Origin of the sequence: Cupriavidus sp. SZY C1, from assembly GCF_032190535.1 — a bacterium.
GTDB lineage: Bacteria > Pseudomonadota > Gammaproteobacteria > Burkholderiales > Burkholderiaceae > Cupriavidus > Cupriavidus pauculus_C.
This window is the reverse complement of the sequence record NZ_JAUANU010000001.1, coordinates 290,454-308,913: the sequence shown is the minus strand read 5'-3', so window position 1 is coordinate 308,913 and position 18,460 is coordinate 290,454. Positions and strand designations below refer to the sequence as shown.

The 18,460-nt window shown below is 63.5% G+C and carries 21 protein-coding genes and 1 tRNA gene; 15 read left to right on the top strand and 7 right to left on the bottom strand.

Annotated elements, in window-relative coordinates; translation table 11 throughout:
- Nucleotides 1-17: 17 nt before the first annotated feature.
- From QTN24_RS01515 to QTN24_RS01505, 3 genes are read left to right on the top strand one after another with little or no spacing between them, the layout of a single operon-like run.
- Nucleotides 18-770, top strand: coding sequence for a peptidylprolyl isomerase (locus QTN24_RS01515; protein WP_124683672.1), 753 nt, complete (start codon nt 18-20; stop codon nt 768-770).
- Nucleotides 751-3,852, top strand: a complete 3,102-nt coding sequence (locus QTN24_RS01510) for a peptidase domain-containing ABC transporter (protein ID WP_313835094.1) — start codon at nt 751-753, stop codon at nt 3,850-3,852. The genes QTN24_RS01515 and QTN24_RS01510 overlap by 20 nt, the downstream gene beginning before the upstream one ends.
- Entirely contained in the window at nt 3,849-5,171 is a 1,323-nt protein-coding gene (locus tag QTN24_RS01505; protein WP_313835093.1) for a sigma-54 dependent transcriptional regulator, read from the top strand. The genes QTN24_RS01510 and QTN24_RS01505 overlap by 4 nt, the downstream gene beginning before the upstream one ends.
- 66 nt (nt 5,172-5,237) lie before the next feature.
- Here the strand turns inward: QTN24_RS01505 and QTN24_RS01500 are convergent, their stop codons facing one another.
- Nucleotides 5,238-6,014 carry a protein phosphatase 2C domain-containing protein gene (locus QTN24_RS01500; protein ID WP_313835092.1) on the bottom strand — a complete coding sequence of 259 codons (777 nt, stop codon included), beginning with the start codon at nt 6,012-6,014 and terminating at the stop codon, nt 5,238-5,240.
- Nucleotides 6,015-6,118: 104 nt separating this feature from the next.
- Nucleotides 6,119-6,409: a hypothetical protein gene (locus QTN24_RS01495; protein ID WP_124683675.1), complete on the bottom strand. Its 291-nt coding sequence runs from the start codon at nt 6,407-6,409 to the stop codon at nt 6,119-6,121.
- Nucleotides 6,410-6,823: 414 nt separating this feature from the next.
- Here QTN24_RS01495 and QTN24_RS01490 point away from each other — a divergent pair, with 414 nt between their 5' ends.
- From QTN24_RS01490 to QTN24_RS01475, 4 genes are all read left to right on the top strand, one after another.
- Nucleotides 6,824-7,291 carry a lecithin retinol acyltransferase family protein gene (locus QTN24_RS01490; RefSeq protein WP_313835091.1) on the top strand — a complete coding sequence of 156 codons (468 nt, stop codon included), beginning with the start codon at nt 6,824-6,826 and terminating at the stop codon, nt 7,289-7,291.
- Nucleotides 7,292-7,534: 243 nt separating this feature from the next.
- Nucleotides 7,535-7,609 (top strand) — tRNA-Arg (locus QTN24_RS01485).
- Nucleotides 7,610-7,776: 167 nt separating this feature from the next.
- Complete coding sequence (locus QTN24_RS01480; protein ID WP_313835090.1) at nt 7,777-8,991, top strand: tyrosine-type recombinase/integrase; 1,215 nt, start codon at nt 7,777-7,779, stop codon at nt 8,989-8,991.
- Entirely contained in the window at nt 8,981-10,612 is a 1,632-nt protein-coding gene (locus QTN24_RS01475; RefSeq protein WP_313835089.1) for an AAA family ATPase, read from the top strand. The genes QTN24_RS01480 and QTN24_RS01475 overlap by 11 nt, the downstream gene beginning before the upstream one ends.
- A 72-nt stretch (nt 10,613-10,684) precedes the next feature.
- On the opposite strand, the gene QTN24_RS01470 is transcribed toward QTN24_RS01475, so the two are convergent.
- Complete coding sequence (locus QTN24_RS01470) at nt 10,685-11,116, bottom strand: ASCH domain-containing protein (RefSeq protein WP_313835088.1); 432 nt, start codon at nt 11,114-11,116, stop codon at nt 10,685-10,687.
- 34 nt (nt 11,117-11,150) lie between these two features.
- Between QTN24_RS01470 and QTN24_RS01465 the strand changes: the two genes are divergently transcribed.
- On the top strand, nt 11,151-11,771 hold the full coding sequence (locus tag QTN24_RS01465) for a hypothetical protein (RefSeq protein ID WP_313835087.1): 621 nt from the start codon (nt 11,151-11,153) through the stop codon (nt 11,769-11,771).
- Between the two features lie 103 nt (nt 11,772-11,874).
- Here QTN24_RS01465 and QTN24_RS01460 read toward each other — a convergent pair whose 3' ends face one another.
- Nucleotides 11,875-12,639, bottom strand: coding sequence for a hypothetical protein (locus QTN24_RS01460; protein WP_313835086.1), 765 nt, complete (start codon nt 12,637-12,639; stop codon nt 11,875-11,877).
- A 31-nt stretch (nt 12,640-12,670) separates the two neighbouring features.
- Between QTN24_RS01460 and QTN24_RS01455 the strand changes: the two genes are divergently transcribed.
- Complete coding sequence (locus tag QTN24_RS01455) at nt 12,671-13,315, top strand: hypothetical protein (RefSeq protein ID WP_313835085.1); 645 nt, start codon at nt 12,671-12,673, stop codon at nt 13,313-13,315.
- A gap of 14 nt (nt 13,316-13,329) precedes the next feature.
- On the opposite strand, the gene QTN24_RS01450 is transcribed toward QTN24_RS01455, so the two are convergent.
- Both QTN24_RS01450 and QTN24_RS01445 read right to left on the bottom strand, forming a co-directional pair.
- Entirely contained in the window at nt 13,330-13,803 is a 474-nt protein-coding gene (locus tag QTN24_RS01450) for a hypothetical protein (protein WP_313835084.1), read from the bottom strand.
- A gap of 133 nt (nt 13,804-13,936) precedes the next feature.
- Nucleotides 13,937-14,140, bottom strand: coding sequence for an AlpA family transcriptional regulator (locus QTN24_RS01445; protein WP_313835083.1), 204 nt, complete (start codon nt 14,138-14,140; stop codon nt 13,937-13,939).
- 14 nt (nt 14,141-14,154) lie between these two features.
- Between QTN24_RS01445 and QTN24_RS01440 the strand changes: the two genes are divergently transcribed.
- From QTN24_RS01440 to QTN24_RS01420, 5 genes are read left to right on the top strand one after another with little or no spacing between them, the layout of a single operon-like run.
- On the top strand, nt 14,155-14,322 hold the full coding sequence (locus QTN24_RS01440; RefSeq protein WP_313835082.1) for a hypothetical protein: 168 nt from the start codon (nt 14,155-14,157) through the stop codon (nt 14,320-14,322).
- Nucleotides 14,319-14,702, top strand: a complete 384-nt coding sequence (locus QTN24_RS01435; protein ID WP_124683698.1) for a DUF4054 domain-containing protein — start codon at nt 14,319-14,321, stop codon at nt 14,700-14,702. The genes QTN24_RS01440 and QTN24_RS01435 overlap by 4 nt, the downstream gene beginning before the upstream one ends.
- A gap of 28 nt (nt 14,703-14,730) precedes the next feature.
- Nucleotides 14,731-15,267 carry a hypothetical protein gene (locus QTN24_RS01430; RefSeq protein WP_124683699.1) on the top strand — a complete coding sequence of 179 codons (537 nt, stop codon included), beginning with the start codon at nt 14,731-14,733 and terminating at the stop codon, nt 15,265-15,267.
- A 3-nt stretch (nt 15,268-15,270) separates the two neighbouring features.
- On the top strand, nt 15,271-15,642 hold the full coding sequence (locus QTN24_RS01425; RefSeq protein WP_313835081.1) for a hypothetical protein: 372 nt from the start codon (nt 15,271-15,273) through the stop codon (nt 15,640-15,642).
- A gap of 3 nt (nt 15,643-15,645) precedes the next feature.
- Nucleotides 15,646-16,209 (top strand): LIC_12616 family protein, encoded by a 564-nt coding sequence (locus QTN24_RS01420; protein ID WP_313835080.1) that lies wholly within the window; start codon nt 15,646-15,648, stop codon nt 16,207-16,209.
- Here QTN24_RS01420 and QTN24_RS01415 read toward each other — a convergent pair.
- Nucleotides 16,206-16,886 carry a hypothetical protein gene (locus QTN24_RS01415; RefSeq protein WP_313835079.1) on the bottom strand — a complete coding sequence of 227 codons (681 nt, stop codon included), beginning with the start codon at nt 16,884-16,886 and terminating at the stop codon, nt 16,206-16,208. The genes QTN24_RS01420 and QTN24_RS01415 overlap by 4 nt on opposite strands.
- An 83-nt stretch (nt 16,887-16,969) precedes the next feature.
- Between QTN24_RS01415 and QTN24_RS01410 the strand changes: the two genes are divergently transcribed.
- The gene (locus QTN24_RS01410) at nt 16,970-18,445 is read left to right on the top strand and encodes a DUF3383 domain-containing protein (RefSeq protein ID WP_313835078.1); all 1,476 of its coding nucleotides are present in this window, start codon (nt 16,970-16,972) and stop codon (nt 18,443-18,445) included.
- The last annotated feature ends 15 nt before the right edge of the window (nt 18,446-18,460 follow it).

The window sequence follows — 18,460 nt, the reverse complement described above, 5'->3', positions numbered from 1 at the left end:
AACCAAGGGAGAGGGCGATGACAGCCATCGTGCGCATCGACGACGAAGTGATCGGCGTCGACGAATTCGTGAGGGTGCTGAAGCTGACCGGCCAGTTCGAGGGGCTGGTCGAGCAGCTTGTGCGGGACAAGCTGACCGCCCACGCCGCGCGGCGCCATGGCGTGACGCTGAGCCAGGACGAGGTGCAGGCGCGCGCCGACCAGTTCCGGCGCGTGCATGGCCTGCATCGCGCGGCGGACATGAACCACTACCTGGACGCGCTGCACATCACGCTGGACGAGTTCGAGACCTTTATCACCGACAGCCTGTACCAGGAAAAGATGCTGGCGCAGGTGGGCACCGACGAGGCCGTGGAGGCGTACTTCCAGCTCAATTCGCCGAAGTTCGACAGCATCGAGGTCAGCCACATCGTGGTGGACACCGAGGGCAAGGCGCGCGAGCTGGTGTCGTACCTGCAGGACGACCCGGACAGCTTTGCCGAGATGGCGCGCGAGCATTCGATCGCGGACACGCGCGAGCAGGGCGGGGACATCGGCAAGGTGCTGCGCGGATCGCTGAAGGGCGACATCGAGGCCAAGGTGTTCAACGCGCAGCCTGGCGACCTGCTGGGGCCGTTTCCGGCGCCGGACAAGTCGTTCTTCGAGGTCTTCCTGGTGCGGGCCAAGCATCCGGCCCGGCTGGACCCGGACGTAACTGTCGAGATCCGCCGGCGGCTGCGCGAGGACTGGCTGATGGCAAGGGCGCAGGAACATGTCATCGAAGCCCGCTAGCGAGCCCGCCGCCGGCGCCGCGGCCCAGCCGCCGGGCGCCGGCCAGTCGCTGGCCGACTTTCTGGCGACCGTGGAGATCCTGTCGCCGCTGACGCGCGACGAGATCGAGCGGCTGGCCGCCAGCGCGCGGCCGCTGGCGTTTGGCTTTGGCGACACGGTCTGCAACGCCGGCGAGCCGGCCGAGGGCATCTTCATCGTGCGCAGTGGGTCGGTGCGCGTGTTCAACGAGGAACACGGCAAGGAAATCAGCATGGGTGTGCGCAAGGCCGGCGAGGTGTTTGCCGACATCGCGCTGCTGCGCGAATACCGGCACGAGTCGTCGGTGCGGGCGTCGGGCAAGACCGAGCTGCTGATGATTCCGCGCGCGGTGTCCGAGCCGGTGGTGGGCGGCAACCCGGCCGCGCTGGCGTTCATCACGAGCTATGTGGCGATCAGTTCGGCCGGCGGCTTCGTGGCGCGGCTGTTCGACCTGCGCGGCAAGCTGGACAAGCTGGAGCTGGAAGACGCCGTGCGCAGCGTGGGCGTGAAGCGCGTGGCGGCCGGCAAGACCATCCTGCAACAGGACGGGCGCGACGACCGCCGGCTGTACGTGGTGCGCCAGGGGACGGTGCGCATCGTGCGCGAGGAAGACGGCGATACGTTCCCGCTGGCCACGCTGGGCCAGGGCGAGATCTTTGGCGAGCGCGCCTGCGTGATGCGGCAGGAGCAGGTGGCGTCGGCCATCGCCGAGACGGACGTGCGGCTGCTGGTGATTCCCGAGAAGACCGTGCAGTTGATCCTGGAACGCAACGCGCGGCTGCGCGAGGTGCTGGAGGAGCGGATCCGTGCGGTGGACCGCGAGCTGCACCGGCAGCAGAAGCTGGCCGAGCGCCGCAAGCGGCCCGTGCTGCTGGACCTGCATTCGAAGCCCGAGATGGGCGAACGGCTGATCCGCCGTTTCGCGCTGGTGGAGCAGGCCGAGGAGATGGACTGCGGCGCGGCCTGCCTGGCGATGGTGTGCCGGCACCACGGCATTCCGATGACGCTGGGCAAGCTGCGCGAGCTGGCCAACGTGACCACGTCGGGCGCCACGCTGGACAGCCTGGCGCGGGCGGGGGAGTCGCTGGGCTTCACCACGCGCGGGGTGCAGTGCACGCGCGACGCGCTGATGGGCTTCGAGCTGCCGTTCATCATCCACTGGGAGGGCTACCACTACGTGGTGGTCTATGGCGTGTCGGCGCGCCACGTCTGGGTGGCCGACCCGGCCATCGGTTTCCGCAAGATGGGCACCGAGGAGTTCGAGCGCGGCTGGAGCGGCACCTGCCTGCTGTTCTCGCCCGGCACGCAGATGAACGAGCTGGCGGTGTCGCGCTCGCCGTGGCTGCGCTTCATCGGCTACCTGTCGCCGTACCGCAGGATCCTGGCACACCTGTTCCTGGCGACGTTCGTGATCCAGGTGCTGGGCGTGGTGCCGCCGCTGATCATCCAGAACATCCTGGACGGGGTGGTGGTGCACCAGAACATCGGGCTGCTGCACCTGCTGATCCTGGGGCTGGTGATCTCGAACGTGTTCACGCAGTTGATGGTGACCATCCGCGCGTACCTGGCGAACTTCATGGTGCGCAACATGGACTTCGCGATGATGTCGCACTTCTTCAAGCACACGCTGTCGCTGCCGCTGTCGTTCTTCGCCAAGCGCAAGACCGGCGACATCTTCGCGCGGTTCCAGGAGAACCAGACGATCCGGGCGTTCCTGACCGAATCCACGGTGACCACGGCGCTGAACCTGCTGATGGTGTTCATCTACTTCAGCATCATGTTCCTCTACAACGTCAAGCTGACGCTGCTGCTGATTGCGTTCGTGATACCGATTGCCGCGCTGACCGTGGTGGTGACGCCGAAGGTGAAGACTTATGCGCGCGAGGTGTTCGCGGCATCGACCGACGCCAAGGCGTACCTGATGGAGACGCTGGGCGGCGCCGAGACGGTCAAGGGCATGGGCATCGAGCGGCCCGTGCGGCTGCGCTGGGAGCGCAAGTACGCCAAGGCGCTGGACAAGCAGTACCAGGCGCAGTCGTTCCACATCCTCGTGGGGCTGGTGAGCCAGGTGCTGAACGCGGCCACGACCATCACGATCCTCTGGGTGGGCGCCACGCTGGTGCTGGAGCGGGAGCTGACGATTGGCCAGTTGATCGCGTTCAACGCGTTCATGGGCAGCGTGCTGGCGCCGCTGATGGGGCTGGTGGCGCTCTGGGGCCAGCTCAACGACGCCGGCGTGGCGATGGAGCGGCTGGGCGACGTGCTGGACCTGGAGCCCGAGCAGAAGCCGCAGGACGTGATGTCGCGCGTGTCGCTGCCGGACCTGCAGGGCGAGATCCAGTTCGACGGGGTGTACTTCCGCTATGGCGGCGACGACACGCCGTACGTGCTGGAGAACATCAGCTTCCACATGCGGCCGGGCGAGATGGTGGCGATTGTCGGGCGCAGCGGATCGGGCAAGACCACGCTGGCCAAGCTGCTGGTGGGCTTCTACAAGCCCACCGACGGCACGATGAAGGTGGACGGTTACGACATGAACGTGATCGACACCGAGTTCTTCCGGGCGCAGGTGGGGTATGTGATGCAGACCAATCTGCTGTTCTCGGGCACGGTGGCGGAGAACATCGCCTGCGGCGACGACAGCCCGGACCGCCGCCGCATCGAGGAAGTGGCCAAGATGGCCGATGCCCACGCGTTCATCTCGAAGCTGCCGCTCGGCTACGAGCAGGTGGTGGGCGAGCGCGGCATCGGGCTGTCGGGCGGGCAGATCCAGCGGCTGTGCATCGCCCGGGCGCTGTACCACGACCCGCGGCTGCTGGTGTTCGACGAGGCGACGTCGGCGCTGGATACGCAGTCCGAGAGCAACATCCTGGCGAACATGCAGGAGATCCTGCGGGGCCGCACGGCCGTGATCATCGCGCACCGGCTCAGCACGATCATGCAGGCCGACAAGATCCTGGTGCTGTACGAGGGCGGCATCGTCGAGCAGGGGCGGCACGAGGAACTGCTGGAGCGCCGCGGCATGTACTACCAGCTGGTCCAGAAGCAGTTGAGCGCGGCATGAAGCTATACAACCCCACCCCTGCCACGTCCGCGGTGTCGTTCGCGGGCCTGATCGAACGGATCGAGATCCTGCGCTCGACGCTGCGCTGGTCGTCGCGGCTGGAGCGGCCCGAGATCGAGAAGCTGCTCAAGCAGGCCACCACGCTGCGCGACGAGGTGATGGGCCTGTCGCACAAGGAGCGCTTTGTGGCGGCCGCCACGGCCACCGGCGAGCCGCAGGAGGCCGAGGTGGAGCCCGTGGAGATGTCGGCGCGGGAGCGGCGCCAGGCGCTGATGGAGCGCAGCTTCATCTTCGAGGGCACGTTCGGCGACAACCCCAAGCTGTTGGAGGCGCTGGAGATTGCCGAGAAGGCGGCGCCCACGGACCTGCCGGTGCTGATCGACGGCGAGAGCGGCACCGGCAAGGAGCTGATGGCCAAGGTGATCCACGCCAACGGGGTGCGTAACGACAAGCCGTTCATCTCGGTCAACTGCGGCGCCATTCCGGACAGCCTGCTGGAATCGGAGCTGTTCGGCCACAAGAAGGGCGCCTTCACCGGCGCGGCCAACGACCGGCGGGGCAAGTTCGAGAGCGCCCACACTGGCACGATCTTCCTGGACGAGATTGGCGAGCTGCCGCTGACCGGGCAGGTCAAGCTGCTGCGGGTGCTGGAGGCGCACGAGATCCAGCGCGTGGGGTCGGACGAGGTGATTGCCGTCGACACGCGCATCGTGGCGGCCACGAACAAGGACCTGCGCCGGATGAGCCAGGAAGGCACGTTCCGCGAGGACCTGTTCTATCGGCTCAGCGTGATCCACGTGACGCTGCCGGCGCTGCGCGAGCGGCGCGACGAGATTCCGCTGCTGGTGGCGTACTTCGGCGACGAGGCGGCCGGGCAGCTCAAGCGGCGGCCCATCAAGCTGACGCCGCGGCTGCGCGACTTCCTGCTGCACTACGGCTATCCGGGCAACATCCGCGAACTGCGCAACCTGATGTACCGGCTGTCGTGCCTGGCCGGCGATACGGCGGACTTTGCCCACCTGCCGCAGGACATCCGCCCGAGACCGACCGGCCTGCAAGCCGTGGCGGCGGCCCCGGGCGGCAAGGCGACAATCACCGATCTGAGCACGGCCACATCGCTCAGCGAAGCCAAGCGCGCGGCCAGCGACGAGGCCGAGCGGGCATTCCTGGAACGCGGGCTGCAGGAAGTGGGCGGCACCGTGGCGGAACTGGCGCGCCGCTTCGACATGAACCGGTCGCACATCCAGATGCTGCTGAAGAAGCACGGCATCCACTCGAAGGACTTCCGGAACAGCAACCGGCAGGCGGAGGGGAAGTAAGGGGGCTGTTTCTCGACGCCATGTGTGTGCTTTTCTCTCCCGCTCGCGGGAGAGGGCCGACCCCGCTCAAACCTCCGGATTCAGCAGCGTCATGTCAGACCCGCCGCCGATGTCCTCGGCGCGGATCACCACCACCGACACGTTGTCGCGGCCGCCGTTGTCCAGCGCCTGCTTCAGCAGCGCGTCGGCGGCGCGGGTGGGGTGGGGGTCGGCGGCCAGCACGGCGGCGATCTGGTCGTCCTCCACCTCGTTGCTGAGGCCGTCGCTGCAGAGCAGGAACAGGTCGCCATCGCCGATTTCCAGCGTCAGCCGCTCCAGGTCCAGCGTGGTGGACGCGCCCACCGCCCGCGTGATCGTGTTGTGGGCAGGATGGTGGCGCGCTTCCTCGGCCGTGATCAGCCCCCGCGCCTTCAGGCGCTCTACTTGGCTGTGGTCGCGCGACAGCTGCTTCAGGTGGCCGTCGCGGAACAGGTAGAGCCGGCTGTCGCCGGCCCAGAGGCAACTGCACTGGCGCTCGCACGCCAGCAGGATGACCACCGTGCTGCCGATCACGCGCACCTTGAGCCGCGCGGCTTCGTCGATCAGCAGCTGGTTGACGGTCTGCATGGCGATGCGCGCGTGGTCGACGGCGGCGTCCAGGCTATCGGCCCGGGGCAGCGCGGCCAGGGCCTGGACGATGGCGCGGCTGGCGAAATCGCCCACCGCGTGGCCGCCCATGCCGTCGGCCACGACCCAGATGCCGTGCTCGGGCATCGCCAGGCAGGCATCCTCGTTGCGCTCACGCACCCGGCCCACGTCTGTGCACGCGGCCGAGCTCCAGCGGAATTGCGATACGCAGGTCACGGCATGCTCCGGCGCGGGGCGACACCGTCCCGCGCGTAAGGCGCCCCCGGGGCGCCGGATGTCTGGAAGTCACCGCGAAAGTCCTGCCGACAGGCGGGCAGGGCTCAGACCAGTCGTCCCTTGTTGCGGGCGTCCATGCCGGTGTCGACCGTGATGGTGGAATTCGGCGCCGTGTTCTGGACGTTCACGTTCTGGAACTGATTGTTCATCTGATCAGCATAGAAGCTGTAGTTGATCTCGTAAAAGTTCACGACAGGCAACGCGCCGGGCCGGGCAGCCACGTAGGGCTGGATCCAGCCGAACACCCACGGCGCGCCACCGCCCCGGACGGCCGACATGGCGCGGAAATCGAGCTCGCGATGGGTGTTCAGGTCGCGGATGGTCAGGGTCGCCATGATGGTCTCCTTGGGCAGGCTTGCGGGGGATGCCTCTGTTCAGCAAGCGGTGTGCCACGGTGGGTGCGTGGCGTCGGCGGGGCTCTTCGGGCCAAATGTGATCCCGGGTGCTCGTTCGGCGTTGGTTGGGCGCCAACACCCGTGCTGGAGTGGTGGGGCAGGGCCGTCAGGGGCGCGCCGAGCGGAGCCATATCGGCGAAGAGCGACCGGCCGATGGCGGTTGCCGGTGGCGGACCAACACAATCGGTTTGTAGCTGTTGGTCGATGCCCGACGAAACCGGGTCCCCGGAAACCTCTGATTCCCCGCCAGCCCTTGTCGGACCGTGGCTCGACCCCACTGGCACGCTTGATGCGGTTGGGTAGGCACCAACGCCGCACTGCCTGCCCGCCAACGACACCAGAATCGAGACCGCCATGAACACCCAAGACCAACAACAAGCCAGCCGCCCGGACGATGCCTACCAGCCCGGCGCCCATCTGGTGACGGAACGCAATGGCTACGCCCATCACGGCATCTACGTCGGCCAGTGCCGCGTGATCCACTACGCCGGCTTTTGCCAGGCGCTGCATGCGGGACCGGTCGAGGAAACCTCGCTCGAACTATTCGCTCAGGGCCATGGCGTGACCGTGCGCAACCAGCCCTGCGCGCGCTACCTCGGGCAGGAAGCCGTCGCCCGCGCCCGCAGCCGCCTGGGCGAGAACCGCTATCACCTGCTGACCAACAACTGCGAACACTTCTGCACGTGGTGCCTGCTCGGCCAGGCCCGCAGCGAACAGGTGGAAACCTGCCTGCGCAACCCGGCCGCGGCAGTGGTTACCGTGCTGCACCTGGCACTGGCCATGCTGTCGGGCATCCACCCCGCCAGCCTGACGGCCGCCTGATCCCCCATCCATCGCCACCAAAGGAGCACGCCATGTCCGGATTGATCGACTGGGAAAGCTGCGACACCCGCACCGGCCGCGCCTGCCACCGCCGCTGCACCCCGGGCCGCGCCAGCGCCCGGCCCGCCCCCCGCCCACGCCGCGCCGACCGCCATGGCAGGGCGCCGGCGGAGTTTGCTATACTCCGCCCCGTCTTCCGACCCGCCCGCGCCACCGCGGCGCCAGGCCGGTGCAGACGGTCCGCTCGCCGTAGTTCAATGGATAGAACGAGCGCCTCCTAAGCGCTAGATACAGGTTCGATTCCTGTCGGCGGGACCATAATCAAGTCCGCATTAGTTCTCCAAAGTTCTCCCTCCCGCCATAAATCAACGCCTTCCAGGCTTTCGACGTTCACCAAAGTTCGCCGTGAACCGTTGGCATCCGTCACTTTTTGGGGCATTCTTTGGGGCATTCTCTAATGCCTCGATTATCGGTGCCCCTACGCGATGCCACGTACGGTCGAACCCCTCACCGACACCAAAATCCGCAACGCCAAGCCGCGCGAGCGCGCCTATAAGCTATTCGACGGCGGTGGCCTCTATTTGGAGGTCATGACCGATGGGCGAAAGCTCTGGCGCTTCAAATACGTCCGGCCGTCCGGTGCCGAGAACCGGCTGGGCTTTGGCACCTACCCCGGCGTGACGCTGGCCCAGGCGCGCGCGCAACGCGAGACCGCCAGGTCGCACGTCTCCGACGGCAAGGATCCGGGCGCGGTCAAACAGGACCAGCGCCGCGCGGCGAAGATCGCCGCAGGCAATTCCTTCGAGGCGATCGCCCGTGACTGGCATGCCACACAGAAGGAGAGCTGGAACGAGGTCTATGCCGGCAAGGTGCTCGCCTCACTCGTGAACGACGTTTTCCCCGTGCTGGGCGGCACCCCCATCGCTGACATCCGGGCGCCGGCCATCCTGGACTTGCTGAAGACGATCGAGTCCCGCGGCGTCCGCGACACCACGAAGCGGATACTGCAGCGCATGCGCGCGGTGTTCCAGTACGGCATCGTCTACGGCGTGTGCGATCGCAACCCAGCCACCGACATTGATAGCGAGGTCGTGCTGAAGCAGGCGCCGGTCCAGCACCAGGCCCGCGTGCCGCTGGCGGAGCTGCCGAAGCTGCTGCGCGACATCGATGGCTACGAGGGTGACAAGGTGACGCGCCTGGCGCTGCAGTTCATGACGCTGACGTTCGTGCGCACCACGGAGATGATCCAGGCGCAGTGGGACGAGATCGACCAGGACAAGGGTGAGTGGCTGGTGCCGGCCGAGCGCATGAAGATGCGCGACCCGCACGTGGTACCGCTATCCACGCAGGCGCTGGCCGTGCTGAAGGAACTGCGCGAGATCACTGGCCATCGCACCTACCTGTTCTACAGCCCGCGCGGCAAGAGCGGCCACATCAGCAACAACACGATGCTGTATGCGCTATACCGCCTGGGCTACCACTCGCGGATGACGGGGCACGGCTTCCGGGGCCTGGCCTCGACCGCGCTTAACGAGTTGGGCTTCCGGCCCGACGTCATCGAGCGCCAGCTCGCGCACGTCGAGCGCAACAAGGTGCGCGCAGCCTACAACCACGCGCAGTACTTGCCCGAGCGTCGACAGATGATGCAGGCATGGGGAGATCGTTTGGACATCCTTGCTAGGAGTAATAATGGCAAATAGCTTTCAGTATTCAGTGCCCACGATGGCAAATGGCGAGGCTCTGTCCATCGAAGTCCCGATTGGAGAATGCCTCTTCGTGGTCGGCCCGAACGGCGTCGGAAAGTCGGCGCTACTGCAACGTTTTGACGCGGCCGGTGGTGAACGGTCGATGCGCCTTTCTGGGCATCGAATGATCTGGTTCCAAACTTCGCAAGTTCAGATGACTGCGGGTGTGGCGCGGAATACAGAGGGCAGCTTTCGCGGATATGACAAGGATCCGAGTTCTCGCTGGCGCGACAATACGTACAGCGACAATGTGCGGTCGAACGTCTACTTTTTTAAGCTGGTTGAGGCGGTGCAAGTTCGAGCCAGAAGAATCGCATCGGCAGTGGATGCTGGCGACCTTGGGCTCGCTCAGACAGTTGCATTGGAGCCTTCGGCCATCCACAAGCTAAATGTTTTGCTTCACCGATCAAACTTGTCAATCCAGGTCCAGCAAGGCGAGGATGGTGCCATCTTTGCATCCAAGGATGGATCAAAGCCGTACGATGCTTCGATGCTTTCTGATGGTGAGCGAAGTGCTCTTCTTCTACTCGCAGCAGTGCTGACTTGCGCGTCGGGAAGCGTGATTATCATCGATGAGCCGGAGCGACACATACACCGCTCTATTGCTGCCCCGCTTATGCTTAGTCTGATTGCCGAGCGATCGGACTGCAGTTTCATCGTGGCGACTCATGATATCGCTCTTCCGATTGAATGCGGGGATTCCCCTGTATTGCTGGTCCGCGGGTGCGATATGCAGGAGCATGGTCATGTTCGCGCATGGGATGCCGACTTAATACTGTCGGCGAACCACGTAGATGAGGGGGTACGACTTTCGATATTGTGCAGCCGGCGGAAGATGGTTTTTGTCGAAGGGACGCACAGTAGTCGAGACATCCCCCTTTACGGCCTGATTTTCCCGAATGCTTCGATTGTCTCGAAGGAGAGTTGCCGTGCCGTTGAGCAGGCCGTCACGGGAATTCGCGAGTCAGCTGATCTTCATTGGATCAAGGCGTGGGGTATCGTCGATGAGGATCGACGGTCTCAAGAAGATGCGGATCGGCTTCGTAAGAAGGGGGTGCATGTGGTTCCCGCATATTCCGTGGAGTCGATCTACTACCACCCCGTCGTTCAGAAGATGCTTGCAGAGCGAGTCGTAAAGTTCATGGGTGGGGACGTGGATGAGATACTGGGCAGCGCTGCAGGATCTTTGTTCGAAGCAATCGATCGCAACGCAGAACGCCTCGCAGGACGTGCGGTAGAAAAGCGGGTGCGCGACGAGATCATGTCTTTCCTGCCCACGAGCAAAGATGTGCAGGCCGGTCAAAAGCACGTCATCGAGTTTGATCTCGGTGAGAAGGTGGCAGTGGAACTGGAGGCTATCAAACAGGCTCTGGGAGATAAGTCGGCGGAGACGCTTATTTCTCGCTACCCGATTCGCGAGACAGGTGCGCTTAAAGGGATTGCTGTGGCTTTCGGCTTTCCGGGGCACGAGCAGTATGAGTCCGCCGTGCTAACAATGCTGGCGGATGAAGTTGATGCTCTGAGCGCGGTGCGAGGAATGTTTCAAGGGCTGTATGAAGAAATTATGGCTGCTTAATATCTCTTGGAGCTCGCCACCTCGTGGCCGAAGCACGCGACGTCGCAGGGCTGCGGAATGATTTATGGTGAATTATTGGTTTTGAATAATTTGGGATAAAACGTCGGCGGGCACGTCGAAGAAGCCCAGCCGGCCGGCCAGAGGCGTGAAGGGCAGTGGCTGGGCGTTCCGTAGCGCGAAACCTTGGCAGTCGGGCATGTGCCAGAACGACGTCCGGCGTTCCGGCGGCACGCAGGCGATCACCTCGGCCACGCCGACGATGCCGCCGCGCTGCAGATCCTCAAACCGAGGGAAGCGGGCACGAATGCCGGCTCGCTCCAATGACTGCCGCGCCGCGCTGTACTCCGCCTTGGTCATACCCTTGGCCGCGTGGATCAGCAGAGGCCCGCGGAATCGCGTGGCCCACGATCGGTTCTCGATGTCCTTGTGGCCGTTGACGATCAGCCAGGCCCACGGCTGGCGGATGGACAGGGCTTTGGTGGGGAGAAGGCGGGTCAGGGTCATGTTAGGATGCCGTCCAAAAAATCAGGGTCGAGTGATGAGTGAAAAGGTATGGGGCGTGGCCAGCTACACCCTGGTGGGAACGATATTGGTGCTTGCCGGAGGTTATGTTGCATGGCGTTGTGAGATCGACCCCGGGGACATAGCGTCTTGGGTCCAAGCTGTAGGGGCAATTGCGGCGATTTGGGGAGCATTCGCTATCAGCAGATCGCAATCCCTCAGCGATGCCCGAGATCGTCACCAAGAGAAGCTGCGTGCTGAGCTAGATCAAATCAATGCTGTTTTCGCGATACTTACTGAGATAGAAGCGGTTTTGACAACGGTCACAGTAGCGGCTCGCACAGCGATCGAAGCAGGAGAGCATACGGACTTTCATCCCACCGTAGGTAGGCGAGTATCTGAACGCCTTCTTACGCATCTCGGTGCCGTACCACTGCATGCGATGCCTTATGCACGCATGGCGCGGGGAATCGCGATGGCACAAACGGCCGTCGAGTACTTTCTTGAAATCGCCGACGAGTTGCACGACGGGGACATCGAGCGCGCCCATAGGCAACTCTCTAGGCTCGAGAAGTATCAAGGCTTCATCAAAACCGCTGCGAGAATTGTTAGGCGTAACAGCCGTTCCGTGCGGAGGGACGAAAGAGCAGCTATCTGAAGTCGGAGTTCTCATGCGCGCACCACTTGGTCCGCCTCCATGGTCAGTGGGACAGCCCCGAGCTGCACCCACGGGGGCGTGGACGACAGCATGATGGTCGGGTTCATGCTGAGTACTCCTGTTCGGCGATCTCGCAGAAGAAGCTGCATGACGGCAGACGCTCATTTCGTACGACCGGCCCCACTCGCAGATCCCTAAGCGGGAAGCGCTGATCTTTGAGCGGGCCTGAACGGTGTCGGAGGAACCAGGAGCCCTCGCCGATTTCGTCCTGCAGCAGGCACGTCGCCTCGAAGTACTCAGGAAAATCGACGCGGATCGCGCGCCAATATCCTTCGCCTCCCTTCACGCATCCGATGCAATTGGCGTTCTCATAGCCAAGCCGGTACATCGCTGGCAGTTCAATTCCGGCGCGGTGGATCATCGCCTTGCAGTCTTCCTTGCTCAACTGGGCATCGATCAGTGGAGCGATTACGGGGCGGTCGGGGTTGCGCTCCTGGAAGTCGTCAAATCGGTCTTTCTCTTCCACTGTATATCCGAACACCATGATGTCACCCGGCTGCTTCCATGCGTCAAGCACGTCACGCTTCAGCGCCTTCGAGCAGGGGGCGCCCATCGGCCCCTTCATGTATTGCTTCCGGCGAAACACCTGGATAACGCTGGCGCCATAGCGCTCGTCACGCAGAGCGGTGATGGGCCGTCCGAACCACGTTTCACAGTCGGTAGCGAACCGGCGGTTGTCCACGTGCTCTTCCCGCAGGAAGGCGTTGATGATACGAACATCATGTGATCGGTCGAATTGGGCGATCGCGAGCTTTGTAGCCACCGCCGATGCAGCACCGCAGGAGAACTGGCAGACGATTCGGCTCATGCTAGGATGCCCCCAAAAAAGGGAGGGTCGGATGGAATGGCTTGCGATGATGCCCACTTGGTGGCCAAACGTGAGAGATTGGTTGGAGGCGAATGAGAAGTTGGCTGGCTGGGCGCAAGCGTTTGGCGCTCTGATTGCCCTCGTCATCGCGATCGGGGTGCCGGCGTGGCAGCGATACGCGGAAAGGCGGGATGCGCAGATATCCGCCACCAATGCAAATTCTGCGTTGGCCCAGAGCTTGTACTTCCTGCTGCGCGATATCGAGATATTCTTGGTCGCATTCGTGGAACCGACTGGTCTCCCCCGAAGGACGTTGTGGGATCCAGTGACAATGGACGATCTTCTCAGTCGGATTAGCGCTTTGGAATCCAGGGAGCAGGTGCCAGAGCGGGTCACGGCACTCTACAGAGCCCGAGGTGCCCTGACGGGCGCGCGAGTCGCTTTTATCGCACCCATTAACGATCCCTTTAGCGATGCCGAGACAAACCTTATGCGGACGCGTGTTGAGCTGCTTCAGCAGTTTGCTTCCGACGCTAACCGGTGGTCGCACGATGCGCACTACCGCCGGCTTATTGCTCGAAAATTTCTGCTTGCAAGACTGATAGCGCCTTTCGTCAAGATACCGGTGGAATTTGCATTGGACTGGTGGGCGAAGCGAAAGCAGAAATGTGAGTAATGTCGCTGAGCGGATCATGCACGCGCCTCGCCGTCGCTATTCCCCGCATCTGCAGAGATTGCGACCGTATTCCCCGCACGGTCCAGGCGCTCGATTTCCGCGAGGATCAGTGCCCCGGCCTTGACCAGATTGCGGCGCGGCGACGCATCCTTGATCGCATCGGCCCACGGCCAGTGCTGCAGCGCTGCGAGGCGATAGTCGCAAGCCTCCAGAACCAGCGCTGCCGCTGCATCGGCCAACTCGCCGCCTTCGTGGGCGTCGTCATGTTCAGGTGTCCAGCCTTCCCCCTCGACCTGGCGGCGGCGTTCGGTCAGCACGTCGTGCGCGGCGGCGCTCAACAACACGGCATTGCTGGCTAGGATGGCACGCACGCACGCGATAAACGCCGGTTCGGACTTCGGATTGTGCACAGAGCGGAAATGTTGGCTTGCGATCTTCAGGATCTCGGCGTCGGTCAGGCTCACCGCCTGATGAGTGGTATCGGTCATCACAGTGTCCCGTTCTTGAATTTCTATTCCATCTCGGCCATCCACTTAGCCTGGCGGCGCGCCGCCCAGACGCTCGCGGCGACGTACGCGATCGCGGCCACGACGGTAATGGCCAGTGCAGTTGCGGGCGTCATCAGTGCTTCCCGCGCGTGGCTTCGATCTGATCGTCCACCCACTGCTGCACCTCTTCCTCGACCCAGCCGCTGGCGCGGCCGAGCTTGATTGGCGAGGGAAACGTGTGGTCCTTGATGCGGTCGTAAATGGCCGTTTTGCCCAGGCCGATGCGCTCGCAGACTTCGGGCAGCCGGATGATCCGGCGTTGCGGTTGGGTGTTCATGTGAAGTACTTCCCGTGAAGTTCGTCGAGTTTTTCGACCTGGTCGCCGGTAAGCTTTGTCACCTCGCCGGCGTGCATGCGCGCGGCCAGCGAGCGCACGAAGCCCTGTTCCCACTCGGTCAGGTCTTTCGTGCCCAGCAGGCCTTCCAGGCCTCGCGAGGGGCATCAGCCGACCACCTATGACGCCAGAACAGTTCAGAACCGATTTTCCGGAATTCGCCGACACGACGAAGTACTCGGACGCGTCGATCGCGTTTCAGCTGACCATCGCGACGTCACTGGTGAACCCCTGCCGATGGGGCGTGCTGACCGATCAGGGCATTGAGCTTTGCGCGGCGCACTTCCTCGTTCTCGCGCGACGGGACGAGGCAACTGCCGAAGTCGGCGGCATCCCGGGCCAGGTCACTGGCCCACAATCTTCCAAAGCAGTCGATAAGGTCAGCGCCAGCTACGACACGGGCGCGGCGACCATTGACGACGCTGGTATGTGGAACCTGACGACATACGGTGTTCGGTTCCTCACTCTCGCCAGAATGATGGGCGCAGGCGGCATGCAGCTGTAGTCGCGCCGCCTCATCGGGAGCATCCCCTATGGGCTTCATCAAGACGGACCGTCTCAAGGACGTCCTGCAGTCGATCAGCGGACTGGTCGACAAACAGGTGCTGGTGGGGATTCCAGACAGCACCGCGGGTCGAAAAGACGAAGGCGCGCCGCTCAGCAACGCGGAAATCGGGTACATCCAGGAGAACGGGGCGCCCGAGATCAACCTGCCGGCGCGTCCCCACCTGGTGCCAGGCGTCGCCGCCGCTCAGCCGAAGACCTTGCCGCAGTTGCAGAAGGGTGTCGAGGCGGCACTGGACGGCGATCTTGACGGTGCCAAGCGGCGCATGAGCATGGCTGGCCTGGCTGCCCAGTCCTCGGTTCGCGCGCTGATCAACAGCGGCATCGGCCCGGCGCTGAGCGACGCCACGCTGCGCAACCGAGCCCGGCGCGGCAGGAAGGGCGCGAAGGAAGAGTTGGCGTCCCGCGAAGCCGGGCAGCAGCCCAGCACCGAGCTGGCCAAGCCGCTGGTAGACACTGCGCAATACCGCAACTCGATCACCTACGTGCTTCGCAAAAGGAAGTGACCCATGGCACTACTCGACGTCGTCGACGTGCTGCTCGATCCGGATTTCATGGACACCGGCCTGGTGTGCAACCGGCTGGCGCAGACAGTCGACGTGCACGGCCGCGCGCAGAACACGCCGTCGGCTACGACCTTCGCCGCGGTGGTCACCAGCGACAAGGGCGACATCCTGCAGCGCGGTTCCGACGGTAGCCTGATCACCGGCTCGATCACGCTGCATACGCCGTTCCGGCTGATTGACGGCAGCCCCGGTCAGGACGCCGACGAGGTGATCTGGCAGGGCCGGACCTACACCGTGGTCAGCGTCAACGACTACAGCCATTTCGGGCGGGGCTTCGTGGCCGCTGTCTGTGATCTGAAACCGCTTTCGGGGTAATCCATGGCAAACACCAGCGCCACCGGCGGCTACCTTGCGCCGACGGCGCCGGTGCCGCTCGAAGACGACGCGCTCGACGATCTGCTGCAGGAACTGGTTGCTGGCGTGACTGGCCTGCCCGGCGCCATGGTGCGCCCGCGCTGGCAGACGACGGTGCCGAAGCATCCAGAGCCGTCCGAGAACTGGTGTGCCATAGGCGTCAACAGGCAGGCGAACGATGCCAGCCCGGCCATCCAGCATGACGGGGACGGAGACGGCAGCGACGATTACATCCGGCACCAGGAGATTGACCTGCTGTGCTCGTTCTACGGGCCAGCGGGAAAGGGATACGCCCAGCGCCTCGCTGACGGCATGTCCATACCCCAGAACAGCGAGCAGCTGGCGCTCAGCGGCATGAAGTTCGTGAGAGCGAGCGACATCCAGCCCGCGCCGGCGCTCATCAACCAGCAGTGGAATCGGCGATACGACCTGACGCTGACCCTGCGACGCAAGATCACCCGGACCTACCCGGTATTGAACCTGTTGGAAGCTGATCTCGATGTAGCCTACGACCGCGGTGCAGGCTAGGCATTGGAGTCCGAAACGATGTCCCCAAGCAAGCTACGCAGTTCACTTTCCAAGGATTCCCTCGCCTTGGGGACCTCATCTCTGATGAGATGCCATGCGGATAGTTGTTGCTCCATTTTTTCCTTGTAGACGTGCTCCGGCAAATGCGCATTGTCGAGCTGAAGGTAGGTTCCGAACCTGACCAGTGTCGACCGAATGTTCGCGAACATGCCATCGAGGGTTTTGCATGTCTCGGGCGGCAGATACAGCTTGTGGACGTCGAAGTAGCGATAGAAGTCGACGAGCTTGTTGTAGGCGGCGTTGTACTTTTCCTTCAGAGGAACGTCATTCGCGAGCTGTAGTGGGGCAAGTGCCGATTCCACGTCCCACAATGCCACGACGAGTAGGCGATACGCCTCGGCAATCACCTCCGCACGGCGTTCGTGGAGCTTCGAGAACCGGACCTGGTGTTCTCCAGCCTTTAGCTGTAGTTCATTCTTAAGCCGCTCGGCGGCACTGTCATATTTTGCTTTCAACTCGAGTTCGAACTGCTTGGATTCTTGGTTCAACCCGGATTCGTGGCGCTTCAATTCCTTCGCGAGCCACTGCGATAGAAGCGACTTTGCCATGTACGCAACTGCACCAATAAGCAGCGTCGGCCCGCCGACAGCGATGATGAACGTTTCTAGAAGTCCCATGAGTGGTAGTGGTGGATGGATCCACTCAAAGTCTATTACACGACGCCCGGCAACTGCCGGGCGTTCTCATTTAGGGGAATCCCATGTCCAACGGACTGCCGGTTTCGCGGCTGATCAACGTCACCATCAACATGTCGCCGCTGGCGGCACAGGGCGCCAACCTGAATACGGAGCTGATCCTGGGCGCATCGGCGGTAATCGACACCAACGAGCGCATGCGCACGTACGGCACCATCGATGCCGTCGGCAGCGAATTCGGCATCACCGCCCCGGAATACTTGGCCGCGCTGCTGTACTTCCAGCAAACGCCCCAGCCATCCGAGCTGAAGATCGGCCGCTGGGCAAAGACGGCCACGTCTGGCTCGCTCCGCGGCGCGGCGCTGTCCGCCGCCCAGAAGGACATCACGGTGTGGAAGGCGGTCACGGCCGGCTCGTTCAAGATCACGGTGGACGCAACGGTCAAGACCTTGTCCGCCTTGGATTTCTCGGGCGTGACCAACCTGAACGGCGTGGCCACGATTATCCAGACCGCGCTGGCGGGTGCCGGCTTCGTCTGGAACGGGTCGCAGTTCGTTGCGACCTCACCAACCACGGGCACCAGCTCGAAGATCAGCTACGCCACGCCGACCGGCTCGGGCACCGACATTTCGACCATGCTGGGGATGACCAGTGCGCTGGCTTCGGCGCCGGTGGATGGCATCGTCGCGGAGTCGCCCGACACGTGCGTGAACATCTTCCTGGACCGCTTCGCCAACAAGTTCCTGGGCATCCAGTTCGCCGACACGTCGCTGACCAATGATCAGCACGTGGCCGTGGCGGACCTGATCGAGGCCGATCAGCGCCACATCTACGGTGCGACGACGCAGGAACCGCAGGCTCTCGACGGAACGGCGACCACCGATCTGCTGTCGCGCTTCAAGGCAAAGAGCTACAAGTACTCGTTCGCCCAGTATTCGAGCAACAGCCCTTACGCTGCCGCGTCGCTGTTCGGCCGCCTGCTGACGACGAACTTCAACGCCAACAACACGACGATCACCCTGATGTACAAGCAGGAACCCGGCATCGTTCCGGAGACCCTGTCGAGCACTCAGGCCAATGTGCTGCAGGACAAACGCGGTAACGTGTTCGTCGAGTACGACAACGACACGGCCATCGTGCAATACGGCGTGACGCCGAGCGGCATTTTTATCGACTCGGTCTATAACTCGATCTGGTTCCGCAACCGCATCCAGACCGATGTGTACAACCTGCTGTACCAGAGCACGACGAAGATCCCGCAAACCGATGGCGGGAACGCGCTGATCGCCACGGCCATCGAGGGCGCGTGCGCGGCTGCCGTGAACAACGGCTACCTGGCCCCGGGCGTATGGAACTCCGCCGGCTTCGGTGCGCTGAAGCAGGGCGACACCCTGGCTAAGGGCTACTACGTCTACACGCCGCCGATTGCGCTGCAGTCGCAGGCCGACCGGGAAGCACGCAAGTCGGTGTCGTTCCAGGTAGCGGCGAAAGAAGCCGGCGCCATCCACAGCGTTGACATCCTGGTCAACGTGAACCGCTGATAGGGGAAAGAAGCC

What these genes read in the sequence shown, in the direction of transcription:
- QTN24_RS01460 (WP_313835086.1), bottom strand. Translation starts at nt 12,639, where the DNA reads ATGAGCCGAATCGTCTGCCAGTTCTCCTGCGGTGCTGCATCGGCGGTG.
- QTN24_RS01420 (WP_313835080.1), top strand. Translation starts at nt 15,646, where the DNA reads ATGGCAAACACCAGCGCCACCGGCGGCTACCTTGCGCCGACGGCGCCG.
- QTN24_RS01495 (WP_124683675.1), bottom strand. Translation starts at nt 6,409, where the DNA reads ATGGCGACCCTGACCATCCGCGACCTGAACACCCATCGCGAGCTCGAT.
- QTN24_RS01490 (WP_313835091.1), top strand. Translation starts at nt 6,824, where the DNA reads ATGAACACCCAAGACCAACAACAAGCCAGCCGCCCGGACGATGCCTAC.
- QTN24_RS01430 (WP_124683699.1), top strand. Translation starts at nt 14,731, where the DNA reads ATGGGCTTCATCAAGACGGACCGTCTCAAGGACGTCCTGCAGTCGATC.
- QTN24_RS01505 (WP_313835093.1), top strand. Translation starts at nt 3,849, where the DNA reads ATGAAGCTATACAACCCCACCCCTGCCACGTCCGCGGTGTCGTTCGCG.
- QTN24_RS01510 (WP_313835094.1), top strand. Translation starts at nt 751, where the DNA reads ATGTCATCGAAGCCCGCTAGCGAGCCCGCCGCCGGCGCCGCGGCCCAG.
- QTN24_RS01425 (WP_313835081.1), top strand. Translation starts at nt 15,271, where the DNA reads ATGGCACTACTCGACGTCGTCGACGTGCTGCTCGATCCGGATTTCATG.
- QTN24_RS01475 (WP_313835089.1), top strand. Translation starts at nt 8,981, where the DNA reads ATGGCAAATAGCTTTCAGTATTCAGTGCCCACGATGGCAAATGGCGAG.
- QTN24_RS01435 (WP_124683698.1), top strand. Translation starts at nt 14,319, where the DNA reads ATGACGCCAGAACAGTTCAGAACCGATTTTCCGGAATTCGCCGACACG.
- QTN24_RS01450 (WP_313835084.1), bottom strand. Translation starts at nt 13,803, where the DNA reads ATGACCGATACCACTCATCAGGCGGTGAGCCTGACCGACGCCGAGATC.
- QTN24_RS01515 (WP_124683672.1), top strand. Translation starts at nt 18, where the DNA reads ATGACAGCCATCGTGCGCATCGACGACGAAGTGATCGGCGTCGACGAA.
- QTN24_RS01455 (WP_313835085.1), top strand. Translation starts at nt 12,671, where the DNA reads ATGGAATGGCTTGCGATGATGCCCACTTGGTGGCCAAACGTGAGAGAT.
- QTN24_RS01480 (WP_313835090.1), top strand. Translation starts at nt 7,777, where the DNA reads ATGCCACGTACGGTCGAACCCCTCACCGACACCAAAATCCGCAACGCC.
- QTN24_RS01445 (WP_313835083.1), bottom strand. Translation starts at nt 14,140, where the DNA reads ATGAACACCCAACCGCAACGCCGGATCATCCGGCTGCCCGAAGTCTGC.
- QTN24_RS01470 (WP_313835088.1), bottom strand. Translation starts at nt 11,116, where the DNA reads ATGACCCTGACCCGCCTTCTCCCCACCAAAGCCCTGTCCATCCGCCAG.
- QTN24_RS01415 (WP_313835079.1), bottom strand. Translation starts at nt 16,886, where the DNA reads ATGGGACTTCTAGAAACGTTCATCATCGCTGTCGGCGGGCCGACGCTG.
- QTN24_RS01410 (WP_313835078.1), top strand. Translation starts at nt 16,970, where the DNA reads ATGTCCAACGGACTGCCGGTTTCGCGGCTGATCAACGTCACCATCAAC.
- QTN24_RS01465 (WP_313835087.1), top strand. Translation starts at nt 11,151, where the DNA reads ATGAGTGAAAAGGTATGGGGCGTGGCCAGCTACACCCTGGTGGGAACG.